The following is a 15,810-nucleotide window of genomic DNA, read 5'->3' as shown; positions in this document are numbered from 1 at the left end:
TTGTAGGGCAAAATTTGTTAGTACCGCCTTATCCTTATGGATATACCCATGAATAGTCCAAGCTACAATTCCGGGACCATGAAAAAAAATATTTAACGGATAAATATTTAAGTACATTAATAATATCCCAATGAAGACCAAGATGGTACCAAGCCACTTTAAATTATTTTTAATAAAATTCATTAAGTTAAATTTGAATAAGATCTAAATATTTTTTAATTTGTTTATCCCAAAAGAATTCTTCAGAAAATTTTTTTGCTTTATCGCCCATGGATTCAAATTTATTATTTTCCATAATATTAATTAAACAATTATAAATTTCGTCATACTTTTCTCCGTCACACAATAAACCAGTTTCATTATGCTTTATAATATCAGCCGCGCCACCCGCTTTTCCTCCAATAGAGGGAGTTCCATATTTAGCCGCTTCTAAGAAAGATATTCCAAAACCTTCAATTGATTTACCTACCTGTATTGAGGGCATAATAAAAAAATCCGCTGTTTTAATTAATGAATTTTTTAACTTTAAAGACGCCTCACTTAAAAAAATAATATTTTTATTTAAATTAAGATTTTCTACTTGTTTTTGTAGATTTTGTTTTTCTTCACCATCACCAATAATAATAAATCTAAAATTTTCATATCTTGCTTCAAAATTTTTTAAGGCAAGAAGTGTTTGCTCTAAACCTTTTCTTTTTTCTAATCTACAGACTGTAATAATTTTTGGATTTGCATTGTTATAAATTTCTAAGGCTGCACTCTCATCACAATCTTCATCAATATTATCAGTTCCGGGGTTGATTATTTTAATCTTTTCTTCCTGAATTCCTTTTTCGATAGCTAGGTTTTTAGTGAATTCAGAATTTGCAATTATATACTTAGTTTTAGATAATGAATTTTTCATTCTTATATTCAAAGGGGAGCCATTAGGGTGATTAATTTCTTTTCCGTGAATTAAACAAATTGTTGGTACTGATTGGCAAATATTTTTAGATAGTTTTTCTATACTCTTCCAGTGATCTGATATTAATGCAGAAATATTTTTATTTTGGTTAAAATAATCTTGTATTTGATTTGCTTTTCTAAACTTTCTTATAAATTTGAAACCTTTAATTCTTTGAATTTCATATTTTTGATTTTTATCAAATTCATGTGCATTTTTTATATCTTCCGCAAAAACTTTCACTTTAGAATGTTTAGATAAATGCTTAGCAATATCTGACATTAAAATTTGCATTCCACCCATCTCAGGAAGAAAATTTCTAGTAGTAATTATTATCACTTTATTTCCACTTAATATTACATCCCATACTTGGATATTGGTTTTTTGGACCACTTTTTGATTGTGAAATCTCTATCATGGCTTCCATCAATTCATTCTTACTTCCATCAACCGGAACTAAGTCTTTCATTTCCCTCAACCTACCACGATATTGGAGTTCATGATTGGAATTATATCCAAAAAAATCAGGAGTACATACAGCTCCATATTTTTTTGCAATTTCTTGAGTTTCGTCAAATAAATAAGGGAAGCTAAAATAATTTTCTTGTGCAAATTTTTTCATATTATCAAAACTATCATCTGGATAATTAGCAGTATTATTTGACATAATTGCCACTGAGTTTACGTTATATTTTTTTAGACTTAAGGCAGTTGAACTGAGTTCTTTGATTATGGCCTTAACATACGGACAATGATTGCAAATGAACATAACGAGTGTTCCATTTTTTCCCTTAATATCTTTAAGTGTATAATTTTTTTCATCTACAGACTTTAAATTAAAATCATAAATTTTTTCCCCAAAGCTACAAATAGGTGTTTTTTCAAGTGCCATAGTAAATATTATTATATATATACCTTAATTATGATTCATCAACTTGGAGATAAAATCGTAAAAAGAGATGGAAAGAACTGGATTGCAGATAGTGCTAAAGTTATAGGTAACATTCATTTAAAAAATGATTGCAGTATTTGGTTTGGAGCTGTTTTAAGAGGTGACATTGAAAAAATCACAATAGGTGAGGGAACTAATGTTCAAGATAATAGCGTTGTACACACTGATGATGGATGTGAATGTATAGTTGGCTCAGGTGTAACTGTTGGACATATGGTAATACTTCATGGATGCTCAATTAAAGATGATAGTTTAATTGGAATGGGAGCTACAATTTTAAATAACGCAAAAATTGGAAAAAATTGTATTATTGGTGCAAATTCACTAATTACAGAAAACAAAGAAATACCAGACAGATCTTTAGTTATGGGCTCTCCTGGTAAAATCATACGAGAAGTAACAGATCAAGAAATTGAAGCGATAAAAGAAAATGCAAGAAGATATTCTGCAAATTGGAAAAATTACGAAAAAGGTTTTAAATAAACTAAGGTGTTAGCCACTCAGTGTTAACTGAGCCATTATCTTCAATATTTATTTTTGCCCTACGGTGACCTTGAGAGGCAAGGTATAGCCATTCCATTTCTCTAATTTTACTTTCCACTACACAGAAGTTGTCATAACCTATTTCTGTATCTTCAATTTTTGGATTTTTACCTTCAAGTTCTTTTGGGTAACCGGGGTGAGGATTTTCAGAAACTGACCCTGGTGCATTTGTTGCGAGATAACATTTTCTACTGATTATCATTGTTTTTTTCCAAGCCTCATCAGTAATTTTATCTTTATAATGTATAGTAGCTTCTCCTTTTGCTCTTACCTGTATTTTTCTTTTTTTATTATAAAATAAAAAATAAATATTATTATTTTTCTTTAAAGCTTCTATTTTAGATGATCTTAGGTCAGTATGAAATCTTAATACTCTTCTATCTTTGAAAGCTCCCCTTAAAACAACTATCCTTCCATCTGATATTTGCCCTTTATTAACAATGACAACGGGTAACCTAAAATCCTCTGATCTATCGACTACACCCCTTGATAGGAGAGTCCAAATTTCATCAAAGATTAAATCTTTATTGTTATAAAAATCTGGAACTTTCTCGTTCACCTGATTACTTTTTTGGAAGCAAGGTTATTAGACTAGAGGTATCAAACCTATTACCACCATTTTTTTGAACTTCTGAATAGTACTGGTCTACAATTTCAGTTACAGGAAGTTTTGATCCATTTGTTTTTGCCTCTTCCATTGCAATCCCAAGATCTTTTCTCATCCAGTCAACTGCAAAACCATAATCAAATTTATCATTTAACATTGTTTTAAATCTGTTTTCCATTTGCCAAGATTGAGCAGCACCTTTAGAAATAACTTCAACTACATCTTCAACATTTAGACCAGCATTTTGCCCAAACCTTAATCCCTCTGATAATCCTTGTACTAATCCAGCAATACAAATTTGGTTTACCATCTTTGCGAGCTGTCCACTTCCTGCGCTACCTAAAAGTTTAATTTTTTTACTGTAGCAATCAATAATTGGTTCAGCTTTTTCAAAATCTGACTGCTGTCCACCAACCATTACAGTTAGTGCACCATTTTCTGCTCCAGCTTGTCCACCAGAAACTGGGGCATCTAAAAAACCAAAACCTTTTTCAGTCGCTGTATTAAATAATTCTCTTGCAACTTGAGCCGAAGCTGTTGTGTTATCAATAAATACAGCTCCCTTCCTAACATTTTGAAATGCACCATCTGAACCAGTTGTCACTTCTCTTAAGTCGTTGTCATTTCCAACGCATGTAAAAATAAAGTCAGCATCTTTTGCTGCTTCAGCAGGTGTTGAAGCTGTTTTTCCTTTGTAAGTACTAGTCCATTTATCAGCCTTTGCTGAAGTTCTATTATAAACTGTTACATCGTGACCAGCTTTTGATATATATCCAGCCATTGGAAAACCCATGACGCCTAAACCGATAAAAGTAACTTTGTGAGACATTTAAAAATAACTCCTTATAATTAATAATGTTTAATTTTCATTTTATAAAATCAAATTTTAAATACCTACTTTTTGGTTTCCTTATGACTTTCTGTTCAAGCTTTGGGCAAACTTTTTTCCTAGGTATTTTTAACCCGTTTATAAGACAAGATTTAAATTTAAGCCACTCTGAATTTGGTGGAATTTATTCAATCGCAACACTTGTGAGTAGTTTAAGTATTATTTGGTTAGGCAAGAAGATAGATGATTTTAAACTTAGGAATTTTGCAATTTTTGTTTGTTTATCATTATTTTTTGCATCTATTTTTATAAGTCAATTATCGAGTCTCCTACATCTTATTTTTGCATTATTTTTTTTAAGGTTATTTGGACAGGGTTTAATGAGCCATACTTCTAGTACAGCTATGGCAAAATTTTTTAATAGAAATAGAGGAAAGGCTCTTGGTATTGCGTGGCTTGGTTTAACATTTGGCGAAGGTATTTTACCAGGTTTGGTAATTTTACTTTTAAATTTTATGATATGGAAAAAAGTTTGGATCGTTATTGCGACTTTTCTTTTTATTTTTGTAATGCCACTTATTTTATATCTTTTAAAAGACTTTAAAGATAATTCTGAAGAACCGGATCAATTAAAAGTAAATTTAAACATTAAAAATTGGACAAGGGGAGAGGTTTTAAAAGATATAAAGTTTTATTTTTTACTACCAGCTGTTCTTTGTCCTCCATTTTTAATAACTGGCATTTTTATCAATCAGACTTTTCTATTTGAAAGTTCAGGGTGGGGCATTACTTATATAGCCCCAAGTTTTACAGCTTATGCAATTTTTACATTAATTTCCCTACAAGTTTCTGGTTATTTAATAGATAGATTTAGTGCAATTAAAGTATTACCATTTTACCTCCTGCCTATGATAATAGGCTTTGTGATTTCTTATTTATTTCAATTTTCGTTATCACCAGTTTTATTTTTTATTTTTATTGCAATTACAAATGGAACAGCAAATGTGCTAATTACGTCCACATGGTCAGAAATGTATGGCACCAAACATCTTGGAGCAATTAGATCAGTTACAGTTGCGCTTATGGTTTTTTCAACTTCTTTGTCCCCTGTGTTATTTGGATACTTAATTGATGATGGGTTTAATGCTCAAAAAATATTTTTATTTATGGTTTTATATGCAATATTTGCCAACCTTCTTTTTTGCCTGAAAATAAAGAGTTATAAGCCTGTTATTACCGCTTGAAATTTCATGACAAAATCATTATAAGCCTCGCCAATGGCAAGAGTCACAGTTGAAGATTGTTTAGAAGTTGTAGATAACCAATACGATCTAGTTATTTTAGCAAAAGAGAGAACTTTGCAAATAGGTGCAGGTGATAAACCTATGGTCTCTGAAGATAATGATAAAAAAACAGTTTTATCTTTAAGAGAAATTGGAGACAAATTACTGGACCAAAAGACTTTAGAAACACAAACTGTAGATAGAGCAAGAGAACATCCAGAAGATGCAATGGAACAAGAAGAGTATGATGCTCCAGAAGGAGATGCATTTGAAGAAATTTACAAAGGTGAAGTTTCTAAATCTGGTCAAGCTATATTGCCTTCGAAAAGATCTAGAAAAGTTCCTACCCCAAGCATGAAAGCAAATGATGTTACAGATGAAGATGATGACTTTTCAGATGATAATGCAGATGAAGTAAGCGATACTCCTGCTGAAGAGCAAAACTCTTAAATTCCAAATTCTTTTAGTATTTTTTCACGGTGTTGATCTAAATTAGGTATTTCGCCTCTGGTATTTTTATCCTCATATGAAGACATTTTGATTGGATTACCAGCCATTTTAAATTCACCAATTTTATTATGCATTGCACTTACAATCATATTACGCGCTTTAGTTTGAGGGCTTTCAACAGCCTCTTTTATATTATTAATTGGACCGCAAGGTATTCTTTTAGCCTCTAGCACTTTGCACCATTCAGATGTTGTTTTGTCTTTAAGTTTATCTTCTAATATTTTTTTAAGTTCTTCTATGTTTTTATTTCTATCCGCATTAGTTTTAAATTTTGCATCTTTATATAATTCTAAATCAAATACTTTGCACATACCCTCAAACAACTTATCGTTTCCAGCGGCAATAATAATGTAACTATCTTTTGTCTTAAAAGCTTCAAACGGAGAGATAGACGGGTGTCTTGATCCCATTGGTTTTGGAATTTCACCTTTAGACAAATATCTTGCAATTGCGTTTTCAAGAATAGCTATCTGACAGTCTAACATTGATACATCGATATACATTCCTTTACCTGTTTTTTGTCTATCATATAAAGCAGCATTAATTCCAATCGCAGTAAACAACCCAGCTGTAATATCTCCAATTGAAGTTCCAACTCTTGTTGGTTCGCTATTAGGCTGACCCGTTACACTCATTAACCCACCCATACCTTGAACAACCATGTCGTATGCAGGTAATTCTTTTAAAGGTCCTGTTTGACCAAAACCAGATGCAGACGCATAAATTAACTTTGGATATTTATCTTTTAAATTTTCCCAGCCATAACCCCATTTGGTTAAAGTTCCTGGTTTAAAGTTTTCAACAAGAATGTCGGTCTTATCTAATATTTTTTCAAAAATTTTTTTATCTTCTTCAACTTTTAAATTGAGAGCGATACTTTCCTTGTTACGATTTAGCGACATAAAGTATGCTGATTGATCTTCAATAAAGGGTCCAAAGCCTCTAGAGTCATCTCCTACACCTGGAGCTTCAACTTTGATCACTCTAGCTCCAAGATCCGAAAGTATCATTGTACAATAAGGTCCAACCAACACTCTTGTTAAATCTAGTACTAATAATCCAGATAATGGACCTTTATTCATGTTGATCTTGATACCAAAATATAGTTCAATAGCCAATAATTTAACTAACAAGGGAGACATAAATGAAATTTAAAAAATCATTTATCTATTTATTTGCTGCTGTTTTCTTATTTGCTGGAGTAGGTGAGTCTTTTGCTAAAACATTAAAAGCAAGTCACCAATGGCCAGGTACCAAAAGAAAAGACGGTAAATTTGATGTTCGTCACGAAATGGTTCAAATCATTGCTGACGAAATGAAAAAAGCAAATGTTGGAGTAAATATCAGAATTTATCCAGCTAAATCACTTTATAAACCAAAAGAGCAATGGAAGCCGATGACAACTGGTCAGTTGGATATTTCTGCATTCCCATTAGCTTATGCTGCAAAATTCCATCCAGAGTTTGATATTACATTAATGCCTGGAATGGTTAAAAACCATAAGCATGCATTAAGAGTAAACAATTCACCAATGATGAAAACAATTAAAAAAATCATCAATGATGCAGGTGTTGTAGTATTATCTGATGCTTGGTTAGCAGGTGGTTTCGTATCAAAGAAAAATTGTATTACGAATCCAGAGTCAGTTAAAGGTCAGGTTTTCAGAGCTGCAGGAAAAGCATTTAACCAAATGCTTGAAGGTGCAGGTGCTGGTATTCAAGGAATGCCATCTTCTGAGATCTATAATGGTCTTCAAACTGGAGTACTTGATGGAGCAAACACTAGTTCAGGAAGTTTTGTATCTTACAGAATTTACGAACAAGTTAAGTGTGCGACACCTCCAGGAAAATATGGACTATGGTTTATGTACGAGCCAATTCTTATGTCAAAGAAGTCTTTTGACTCTTTAACTTCTAAACAACAAAAAGCTTTAATGAAAGCTGGAAAAGTTGCGGAAAAGTATATGACAAGAGAAGCTGCTGGTTTAGACACTACTATGGAAAAAGCTTATAAAAAAGCTGGTGTTAAACTTTCTTACATGACTAAAGCTGATTTCGATGCTTGGTTAGCTATCGCTAAAAAAACATCATACAAGAACTTTGCAACCAAAGTTCCAGGTGGTCAAAAATTAATTGACCAAGCTTTAGCAGTAAAATAAAAGCTTAAAATTAATACCCCTGCTAATTGCAGGGGTATTTTTTTATGACAGATAAATTTATAAAATTTACTGAACAAGTTGCAAAAATCTGTGGAATATTTGCTGCAGGTTGTTTGTTATTATCTATAGTTTTAATTACAGAATTAGTTTTTGAGCGATATCTTTTTAGAAACGCAATTACATGGCAAACCGAATTAGTTACAATGTTGCTTGTTGCATCTACTTTTATTGGAAGCGCATGGGTTTTGAGTGAAAAAGGGCATGTTAATATGGAATACTTATATACATTCATGTCAGAAAAAAATGTAACAAGATTAAAGATATTTACTGATAGTTTGTGCTTAATTTTTTTCTCAATTTTATTTTATGTGAGTTTTGAAATCACTGCAGATGCATTCATAAATAATCACAATACAGGAACGATTTGGAGCCCTCCACTATGGATACCTTATTCATCTATGTTAATTGGAGCAACTTTAATGACAATGTCCTACATTGCTGAACTAATTAAACTTTTTAGAAAATTGAAGGAATTTTAATGGAGTTTATTACAAACATGGATCCGCTTTTACTTGGTCTGATCGTGGGCCTTTTTACGGTTGCTATGTTGTTTTCAGGAATACCTATTGCATTTGGTCTATGTTTTACATCTTTAGTTTTTTTATTTTTAGCAGAAGGTTTTCAAATTCTGAATGTGTATGCAGAAACCTTTTATGCAGGTTTAAATTCTTTTGTATTGTTATCCATTCCAATGTTTATCTTGATGGGTATGGCTGTAGCGAATTCACCAGCGGGTAAGGATTTATATACTGGTTTAGATAGATGGCTTTGGAGATTGCCTGGTGGTTTAGTGGTTTCTAATATTGGAGCTTGTTCAATATTTGCAGCTCTTAGCGGATCAAGTCCAGCAACGTGTGCTGCGATTGGAACCATGGGAATTCCTGAGATGAGAAAAAGAGGATACTCGGCAGAACTTGCAACTGGATGTATTGCTGCTGGTGGAACTCTTGGTGTTTTAATCCCGCCTAGTATCGTTCTTATCGTTTATGGTTTAGCAACAGGAACATCTATAGGAAGATTGTTTTTATGCGGTGTAATCCCGGGCTTACTACTTGCCGGATTATTTATGCTCTGGGCTTATATTTATTCTTACTTTATTGATAAATCCTATGCCGAAAGAGCCAGAAATAGAATTCCACCAACTTTTAAAGAAAAAGTAGAAGTTATCCCAAGGGTTTTTCCTTTCTTGGCGATAGTAGTTGGGGTTCTTTATGTACTTTACGGAGGTATTGCTACCCCTTCTGAAGCATCGGGCGTAGGTGCGTTCCTTGTTTTTGTGATGATTGCTGTGGTTTATAAAATTTATCAGCCAAAAAAAATATGGGATATCGTAAAAGTTTCAATGAAAGAGAGCGTAATGATCATGTTCATTATTGCTGGCTCGTATATATTTGCATTTAGTTTATCGTCTTTATACGTAACACAATCTATTGCCCAAACTATTGTTGAGATGGGTTTAAATAAATGGTTATTGTTTTTTTATATCAATATCTTTTTATTAATTGCGGGTTTCTTTTTACCGCCAGTTGCAGTGATTGTTATGACCTCTGCAATCTTACTTCCAATTATTACTGAATTTGGTTTTGATCCTTATTGGTTTGCGATTGTATTCACAATTAATATGGAGATTGGCTTAATTACACCACCAGTAGGTCTTAATTTGTATATCATCAAAGGTATAACTCCAGATGTTAGCTTAAACCAAATTTTAAGAGGATCAATTCCTTTCATGGTAATGATGATGATCTGCATAGTGATTTTATGTATTTTCCCTGAGCTTGTTACATGGTTACCAGATAAGTTAATGGGTAAAGATGCTGGATTTTAAAAAACTTTTTTCTTCAATAGCAGATGCAGGTCAGAATTTAATAGGGAAAAAAACTGTTAAAAAAGATTTACCAACTGCACTTCAACTATGTGACGATTTAATATCCTTTAAAGGAATTGCTTCAGGTATTGCAATTGCTAGAGAGATCACTGAGATTTATAGTGTCTTTAATACAGATCAAAAATTGAATTTTTTTAAAGAAATAAATAAAAAATTCTCACCAAATAAAGAAAAAGTTAAAATTAAAATTGCAGAATATCTTAAAGAAAAAAATGAAAAGGCATTAAATGAATTAGGAACTGCTGTTGAAGGAAACAGACAAGAACTCATTCGAAGATTAAATATGGCTCCAAACGGAACCCCCTTCCTCGTTTCAATGAGAGAAGATTTGATAAAATTTTTACCTATTAATCCTGAGCTTAAAACCTTAGATGAAGATATAAGGCACTTATTTAAATCCTGGTTTAATCCTGGCTTTCTAAGGCTAGAAAAAATTACTTGGGAGTCAAAAGCAGCAATATTAGAAAAAATAATAAAGTATGAAAAAGTTCATCAAATTAAAGACATGAATGATTTAAAACGTAGATTGCAGCAAGAAGATAGAAGATTTTTTGCGTACTTTCATCCAGTATTAAAAGATGAACCTTTAATATTTGTTGAGGTTGCTTTTACAAAAGGTATTGGCAATTCTATACAAGAAATTGTTAAGCCAAAAACAGATAATAATTCAAATTATGATACTGCCACTTTTTATTCAATCAGCAATTGCCAAGAAGGTTTAATGAGAGTGACATTAGGAAATTTTTTAATAAAAAGAGTTGTTTTTGAAATTCAAGAGGAAAATCCTAAAATAAAAAATTTTGGAACTCTTTCTCCTTTACCTGGTTTTTCTGATTGGTTTTTATCGTTAAACGATGAAAAATTAAAAGATATATTAAAAGATTATGACATCACAAAATTAAATTTTTTAAGATCATCTGATTTAAAAATAGGAGAACCTAAAATTATAGAGGAGAAAACAGCTATTAAAAAATTAGTAGCTAATTATTTAATTAATGAAAAAATTAATAATAAACCTCTAAATCCAGTATCAAGATTTCACCTTGGAAATGGCGCCAGTATTTATAACATTATAATTAATGGAAATATTAGTGACTATGGGTACAAAGAGTCTTTCGGCATTATGGTAAACTATGGATATCAGTTAGAAAAGTTAGAGAAAATTCATGAGGATTTTATTACCAAAGGTATTATTTCATATTCTGATAAAATAAAAAAATATGTCTAAATTAAATCGTAAAATTTCTATGGCGCCAATGATGGATTGTACAGATCGTCATGATCGATATTTCTTAAGGTTAATTAGTAAAAACATTTTTTTATATTCAGAAATGATTGCAACCGGAGCAATTCTCAATGGAGATAAAAAAAAAATATTAGAATTTAGCGAATTTGAAAAGCCAGTAGCATTACAACTTGGCGGAAGTAATAAAAAAGAATTAGTGGAGTGTTGTAAAATTGTTGAAGATTTTGGGTATGATGAGATTAATTTGAATTTGGGTTGTCCAAGTAAAAAGGTTCAAAAAAATAAATTTGGCGCATGTTTAATTAAGGAACCAGATCTAGTTGCTGATTGTCTTTCTGCAATGGTTCAATCTACGAAACTACCAGTTACAGCAAAGACTAGAATTGGTTATGATGATGTTGAAGATTTTGATTATTTAAATTCATTTGTAGAAAAAATTAAAAATACAGGAGTAAAAACAATTATTCTTCATGCAAGAAAAGCAATTTTAAAAGGTTTAAGTCCAAAAGAGAATTTAAGAATACCAAAACTTAATTATAAAATGGTGTATGAAATAAAAAAATCAAACCCAGAAATTGAAATTATTATCAATGGAGCGGTTACAGACACTGATCAAATTAAATCTCATTTAGAGAAAGTTGATGGAGTAATGATTGGAAGAGCTATTTATCAGTCACCATATTTCTTAGCAGATATTGAAAGAGAAATTTTTCAAAACAATGATATTCTTTCAAGAGAAACAATTGTAGAGAAGTTAATTGAGTACGTGAGCAATGAGGTTAAGAAGGGAACAAGAGTGAATCAAATCATGAGACATACCGTAGGTCTTTATCATGGTCAACGTGGAGCTGGTAAATGGAAAAGGTATTTATCAGATAATATGATGGCAAGAGATTCAGATTTTCAAAAGGTAAAACATATTTTAAGCGTTGTACAAAATAACGAAAAAATAGAAGCGGTTACATAACTTGATCACTTTAGAAATTAATCAACTAATAACTTTGATTACGGTATTGGCCATTGCTGCTGCTGCATCTGGATTTATCGCAGGCTTACTTGGCGTTGGTGGTGGAATTTTAATGGTACCAGCTCTTTATTATGCATTTTCAACTTTAAATTTTGATGAAAATATTATTATGCATTTATCATTAGGAACATCTCTAGCTATCATAATTCCAACATCTATAATGTCAGCCAAAACTCATTATAAATTTAAAGCTGTAAATTTCGATTTAGTTAAATCATTTGGCTTACCAGTTGTGATTGGAATTTTTATTGGAACTTATATGGCTACTAATTTAAGAACTGTGCAACTTCTATTGATGTTTTCAATATTTTCATTTTGTGTTGGTTTATTTTTTATTTTTATTAGAGAAAAAATGGGTGAAAAACCAAAATCAGTTGGAACTTTTATCAAAAGTATTACAGGCGCTTTTATGGGTTTTATGTCTGTTCCTCTTGGAATTGGAGGTGGCTCATTGGGAGTTCCATTTATGAGATTATTTGGTCACCCAATAAGGGAAGCAATAGGAACCTCAGCAGCTATAGGTTTTATTATTTCATTGTTTGGCGCATCATCCATGGCTCTTAGTGGTTTGATGTTTTCTGACTTTGCTGCACCATTATCAGTTGGTTATGTAAATATTCCTGGTTTTTTAGTATTTGTACCTGTTACAATGACAATGGCTCCTATTGGAGCAAGATTAGTTCATTCAATAGATAAAAATCTCTTGAGTAAAATATTTGGAGCATTTCTTATTATTATTTCAATACGAGCTTTTATTGAGTTTTTAAACTTTTAATTACAACTTTAAGTTTAAATTAAAGTATTTATTATTTGTAAAAATAGGTTTTTTATTAACAAACTTATAAGTTTAATAATATTAAACTATTATTTATTATTGACAAACTACACCGGTCTCATTAGATTTTAATCATGTCAGTTAAATCTATATCTAAGACAATGGATACTTTAGATTATTTCTTAGAATCGGATTCATCTAAGGGAATTAGCTTAAAAGAAATTTGTGATCATTTAGGATTTAAAAAATCAGCTGCACACCACATGTTGGCTACAATTTGTGATAAAGGTTATTTGTACCAAGATTTAAAAAGTAAAAAATATTTTCTAGGATCTAAATTAAAAAAATTTGGTGAAGTTATAGATCTAAATGCAAACTCTTTTATTAATTTTGCAGATCCATTTTTAAAAAAAATTAATGATGCTACCGGAGAAGCTGTTCATTTAGCATCTTTTGAAGGCACAAAATTAATCACCTTAAGTATGCTGGAATCAACACATCCTGTCAGGGTCGACCATGGTTTTTTAAATAAAGATAATGCGTTTCATGCGACAGCATCAGGTAAAGCGATGTTAGCTTACATGTCAGATGCAAGTCAAAAAAAGATTTTAAAAAACAAGTTAGAAAAATTTACGAGTTATACAATAACAAATGCAAAACAATTGAGCGAAGAACTTAAAAAAATTAAAAAAAATGGTTTTTCAACTGATGATGAAGAATTTCAACCTGGTGTATTTTGTGTTGGTTATCCAATATTTGATAATGAAAATAAACCTTTTGCTTCGATTAGTTGTTCTTCACCAAAATTTAAAATCACATCAGATAAAAAATACTTAGATAAAATAAAAAATTCTGTGAAATTTTCTGCCCTTGAAATTGGAAAATACTTTAAAAAAACTAGAAAAAAAGGAGATAAACATGCCGCGTGATAACAGTATGATGGGACATAATCAAAAATTTGAAATCCCAAAAGAGATGGGAGCATGGGTTCTTAATGATCCAAACAATATTACGATAAAAAAGAAACCTGTTCCGGAACCAAAAGAAGGAGAGGTACTTTTAAAAATTGATGCAGTTGCTATTTGTGCAACCGATTTAGAAATTATGTCTCATGGTTTGCCAGCTATGATTAATGGCGAACTACCATTTAATAAAAATTTTACCTTTGGTCATGAAGCGATGGGTACAGTTGTAAAGTTAGGTGAAGGTGTCCATGAATTTAAACCTGGTGACAGAGTATGTGTGGAAATTCATGCTGGATGCAGCAGATGTGAAATGTGTAGAAAAGGATGGTACACTTCTTGTTTAAATTACAGTTTTACTGACAGAGGACATAAAGCAAATGGTTTCACCACCGACGGAGCATTTGCTGAATATATGACAAATAGGACTCAAACATTAGTTAAAGTCCCAGATGGCATGTCAGATGAAGAAGCTACCCTTTGTGTAACTGCTGGAACTAGTATGTATACGCTTGATGTTATGGGTGGTTTGTATGCTGGTCAAACCATAGTGATTACTGGACCTGGTCCAATTGGATTATGTGCAGTTGGTGTTGCAAGTGCATTAGGTGCTGAGGTTATTTTAACAGGTACAAGAGATAATAGACTTGAGATTGGTAAAAAACTTGGAGCAGCTCATGTGATAAACGTTAAAAAAGAGGATGCGGTTAAAAAAGTTAAAGAACTAACCGGTGGGATTGGTGCACATTATGTACTTGAGTGTTCTGGTGCAGAAAATGCAATTAATGATGCTTCATCAATGATTAGGAGAGGTGGAAAAATTGGTCTTGCAGCTTTCCCTTCAAAACCTGTAACTGTTGATATTGCAAATTTAGTTAGAAATAACGCTTATATTTTCGCAACAAGAGGAGAAGGTAAATCTGCTTGTCACAGAGCAATGGCTTTAATGGCTCAAAAGCGTTTTGATGCAAAACTAATTCATACTCATACATTTCCAATGAAAGATTTGGAAACAGGTTTGAAATACACAAAAGAAAGGATCGAGGACGCTATCAAGGTTGTTGTTAGAAATGATCAAAAATTAGCTTAATAATTTATGCTTAGATACGACAATTACTTTATTCCAAAGACTCTCAAAGAATACTTTGAATTAACATCAAAGGTTAAAGATTGTCGTATCGTAGCAGGATGTACTGATATGTTACCTTGGGCTAGAGAAGGTCGAGGAGGCGATGTTTTTTTTAAAAATGTTGTCGATGTCAGTAGAATTAAAGAGTTAAACGTATTTAAATTCGGATCAAAAAAGATTTTATTAGGGGCTGCAACTAATTACCAAAAACTTTTTCTTGATAAAAAAATTAGAAAAAGTTTAAAAGTATTACCCCAAGTATCAGTCTGGTTTGCAGATGATCAAATTAGAGAACTTGCTACCATTGGTGGTAATATTGTTAACGCTTCTCCCGCAGGAGATGGCATGCCAGCATTTCTAACTTTAAATACCAAAGTCACAGTTGCTTCTTTTAAAAATAAAAAAATTATTAAAGCAAAAATGCCTTTACAAAAATTTGTTAAAGGTAGAAATAAAGTTGCACTAAACAAAAATGACCTTTTGGTTGATTTTGAAGTAGAAAATACAGATGGTTATGGAGCATGCTTTGAAAAAGTTGGACATAGAAGATCTTTGGTAATTTCAACTGTGTGCGTATCTTCACTTGTAAAATTAAATAAAAGTAAGTTTCAAGATGTCAGAGTTGCTGTTGGCGGTGTTTGTGAAGTTCCAACTCGATTAACTAAGACAGAAAATTTTTTAAAAGGAAAATCCATAGATGAAAATAATATTTATGCAGCTTCAAAATTAGATCTAGATGTTATTCAATCAAGATCAAGAAGAGAATATAGAAAAGAAGTTTTGCAAAATTTTATCATTAGATCAATTTTAAAGTCTTTAGGAAAAACCAACATCGATGAAACAATACAGAAATTCGACAACAAAATAGAATTAAAAATGGAGGGTGCTCATGTCTAGT

At 31.6% G+C, this 15,810-nt stretch carries 17 protein-coding genes; 12 read left to right on the top strand and 5 right to left on the bottom strand.

What is annotated here, in order from left to right:
• Positions 1-187: 187 nt before the first annotated feature.
• Together ACTTAQ_RS01950 and ACTTAQ_RS01945 are read right to left on the bottom strand one after the other, a co-directional pair.
• Positions 188-1,336 (bottom strand): glycosyltransferase family 4 protein, encoded by a 1,149-nt coding sequence (locus tag ACTTAQ_RS01950; protein WP_440695091.1) that lies wholly within the window; start codon positions 1,334-1,336, stop codon positions 188-190.
• Positions 1,284-1,835 (bottom strand): thioredoxin family protein, encoded by a 552-nt coding sequence (locus ACTTAQ_RS01945; protein WP_440695089.1) that lies wholly within the window; start codon positions 1,833-1,835, stop codon positions 1,284-1,286. The genes ACTTAQ_RS01950 and ACTTAQ_RS01945 overlap by 53 nt, the downstream gene beginning before the upstream one ends.
• A 30-nt stretch (positions 1,836-1,865) precedes the next feature.
• On the opposite strand from ACTTAQ_RS01945, the gene ACTTAQ_RS01940 reads away from it, so the two are divergent.
• A complete protein-coding gene (locus tag ACTTAQ_RS01940) occupies positions 1,866-2,378 on the top strand; it encodes a gamma carbonic anhydrase family protein (protein ID WP_440695087.1) in 513 nt (170 codons plus the stop codon).
• Position 2,379: 1 nt separating this feature from the next.
• Here ACTTAQ_RS01940 and ACTTAQ_RS01935 read toward each other — a convergent pair whose 3' ends face one another.
• Both ACTTAQ_RS01935 and ACTTAQ_RS01930 read right to left on the bottom strand, forming a co-directional pair.
• Positions 2,380-2,997, bottom strand: coding sequence for a pyridoxamine 5'-phosphate oxidase family protein (locus ACTTAQ_RS01935; protein ID WP_009360022.1), 618 nt, complete (start codon positions 2,995-2,997; stop codon positions 2,380-2,382).
• A gap of 4 nt (positions 2,998-3,001) precedes the next feature.
• Positions 3,002-3,874, bottom strand: a complete 873-nt coding sequence (locus ACTTAQ_RS01930) for an NAD(P)-dependent oxidoreductase (protein WP_440695085.1) — start codon at positions 3,872-3,874, stop codon at positions 3,002-3,004.
• Positions 3,875-3,957: 83 nt separating this feature from the next.
• Between ACTTAQ_RS01930 and ACTTAQ_RS01925 the strand changes: the two genes are divergently transcribed.
• A complete protein-coding gene (locus ACTTAQ_RS01925) occupies positions 3,958-5,118 on the top strand; it encodes an MFS transporter (protein ID WP_440695083.1) in 1,161 nt (386 codons plus the stop codon).
• A 33-nt stretch (positions 5,119-5,151) separates the two neighbouring features.
• Entirely contained in the window at positions 5,152-5,607 is a 456-nt protein-coding gene (rpoZ, locus tag ACTTAQ_RS01920) for a DNA-directed RNA polymerase subunit omega (RefSeq protein WP_440679988.1), read from the top strand.
• Here the strand turns inward: rpoZ and ACTTAQ_RS01915 are convergent.
• Positions 5,604-6,749: a CaiB/BaiF CoA transferase family protein gene (locus tag ACTTAQ_RS01915; RefSeq protein ID WP_440695299.1), complete on the bottom strand. Its 1,146-nt coding sequence runs from the start codon at positions 6,747-6,749 to the stop codon at positions 5,604-5,606. The two genes, rpoZ and ACTTAQ_RS01915, sit on opposite strands and share 4 nt — an antisense overlap.
• Before the next feature lie 62 nt (positions 6,750-6,811).
• On the opposite strand from ACTTAQ_RS01915, the gene dctP reads away from it, so the two are divergent.
• The 9 genes from dctP to ACTTAQ_RS01870 all read left to right on the top strand — a co-directional run bounded on the left by dctP (position 6,812) and on the right by ACTTAQ_RS01870 (position 15,809).
• Positions 6,812-7,825 (top strand): TRAP transporter substrate-binding protein DctP, encoded by a 1,014-nt coding sequence (gene dctP / locus ACTTAQ_RS01910; RefSeq protein WP_009360027.1) that lies wholly within the window; start codon positions 6,812-6,814, stop codon positions 7,823-7,825.
• A 44-nt stretch (positions 7,826-7,869) separates the two neighbouring features.
• A complete protein-coding gene (locus ACTTAQ_RS01905) occupies positions 7,870-8,364 on the top strand; it encodes a TRAP transporter small permease subunit (protein ID WP_440695080.1) in 495 nt (164 codons plus the stop codon).
• Between the two features lie 17 nt (positions 8,365-8,381).
• Positions 8,382-9,713, top strand: coding sequence for a TRAP transporter large permease (locus ACTTAQ_RS01900; protein ID WP_440695297.1), 1,332 nt, complete (start codon positions 8,382-8,384; stop codon positions 9,711-9,713).
• Complete coding sequence (locus ACTTAQ_RS01895; protein WP_440695078.1) at positions 9,700-11,001, top strand: malonyl-CoA decarboxylase domain-containing protein; 1,302 nt, start codon at positions 9,700-9,702, stop codon at positions 10,999-11,001. Before ACTTAQ_RS01900 ends, ACTTAQ_RS01895 begins: the two co-directional genes overlap by 14 nt.
• Positions 10,994-11,986 carry a tRNA dihydrouridine(20/20a) synthase DusA gene (gene dusA, locus ACTTAQ_RS01890; RefSeq protein WP_440695076.1) on the top strand — a complete coding sequence of 331 codons (993 nt, stop codon included), beginning with the start codon at positions 10,994-10,996 and terminating at the stop codon, positions 11,984-11,986. Before ACTTAQ_RS01895 ends, dusA begins: the two co-directional genes overlap by 8 nt.
• Position 11,987: 1 nt before the next feature.
• On the top strand, positions 11,988-12,821 hold the full coding sequence (locus ACTTAQ_RS01885) for a sulfite exporter TauE/SafE family protein (RefSeq protein WP_440695074.1): 834 nt from the start codon (positions 11,988-11,990) through the stop codon (positions 12,819-12,821).
• A 134-nt stretch (positions 12,822-12,955) separates the two neighbouring features.
• Positions 12,956-13,750, top strand: a complete 795-nt coding sequence (locus ACTTAQ_RS01880) for an IclR family transcriptional regulator (protein WP_440695072.1) — start codon at positions 12,956-12,958, stop codon at positions 13,748-13,750.
• Positions 13,740-14,873, top strand: a complete 1,134-nt coding sequence (locus tag ACTTAQ_RS01875; RefSeq protein ID WP_440695070.1) for a zinc-dependent alcohol dehydrogenase — start codon at positions 13,740-13,742, stop codon at positions 14,871-14,873. Before ACTTAQ_RS01880 ends, ACTTAQ_RS01875 begins: the two co-directional genes overlap by 11 nt.
• Positions 14,874-14,879: 6 nt before the next feature.
• The gene (locus ACTTAQ_RS01870; protein WP_440695068.1) at positions 14,880-15,809 is read left to right on the top strand and encodes an FAD binding domain-containing protein; all 930 of its coding nucleotides are present in this window, start codon (positions 14,880-14,882) and stop codon (positions 15,807-15,809) included.
• Position 15,810: the final 1 nt, after the last annotated feature.

Source organism: Candidatus Pelagibacter sp. HIMB109 (assembly GCF_052048155.1).
Classification (GTDB): Bacteria; Pseudomonadota; Alphaproteobacteria; order Pelagibacterales; family Pelagibacteraceae; genus HIMB114.
This window is presented reverse-complemented; position numbering and strand designations above follow the sequence as displayed.

Bases quoted from the DNA above. Each gene is read 5' to 3' on its own strand.
- ACTTAQ_RS01880 (WP_440695072.1), top strand. From the start codon at position 12,956: ATGTCAGTTAAATCTATATCTAAGACAATGGATACTTTAGATTATTTC.
- ACTTAQ_RS01875 (WP_440695070.1), top strand. From the start codon at position 13,740: ATGCCGCGTGATAACAGTATGATGGGACATAATCAAAAATTTGAAATC.
- ACTTAQ_RS01915 (WP_440695299.1), bottom strand. From the start codon at position 6,749: ATGAATAAAGGTCCATTATCTGGATTATTAGTACTAGATTTAACAAGA.
- ACTTAQ_RS01870 (WP_440695068.1), top strand. From the start codon at position 14,880: ATGCTTAGATACGACAATTACTTTATTCCAAAGACTCTCAAAGAATAC.
- ACTTAQ_RS01905 (WP_440695080.1), top strand. From the start codon at position 7,870: ATGACAGATAAATTTATAAAATTTACTGAACAAGTTGCAAAAATCTGT.
- ACTTAQ_RS01895 (WP_440695078.1), top strand. From the start codon at position 9,700: ATGCTGGATTTTAAAAAACTTTTTTCTTCAATAGCAGATGCAGGTCAG.
- ACTTAQ_RS01940 (WP_440695087.1), top strand. From the start codon at position 1,866: ATGATTCATCAACTTGGAGATAAAATCGTAAAAAGAGATGGAAAGAAC.
- ACTTAQ_RS01900 (WP_440695297.1), top strand. From the start codon at position 8,382: ATGGATCCGCTTTTACTTGGTCTGATCGTGGGCCTTTTTACGGTTGCT.
- dusA (WP_440695076.1), top strand. From the start codon at position 10,994: ATGTCTAAATTAAATCGTAAAATTTCTATGGCGCCAATGATGGATTGT.
- dctP (WP_009360027.1), top strand. From the start codon at position 6,812: ATGAAATTTAAAAAATCATTTATCTATTTATTTGCTGCTGTTTTCTTA.
- ACTTAQ_RS01945 (WP_440695089.1), bottom strand. From the start codon at position 1,835: ATGGCACTTGAAAAAACACCTATTTGTAGCTTTGGGGAAAAAATTTAT.
- rpoZ (WP_440679988.1), top strand. From the start codon at position 5,152: ATGGCAAGAGTCACAGTTGAAGATTGTTTAGAAGTTGTAGATAACCAA.
- ACTTAQ_RS01930 (WP_440695085.1), bottom strand. From the start codon at position 3,874: ATGTCTCACAAAGTTACTTTTATCGGTTTAGGCGTCATGGGTTTTCCA.
- ACTTAQ_RS01925 (WP_440695083.1), top strand. From the start codon at position 3,958: ATGACTTTCTGTTCAAGCTTTGGGCAAACTTTTTTCCTAGGTATTTTT.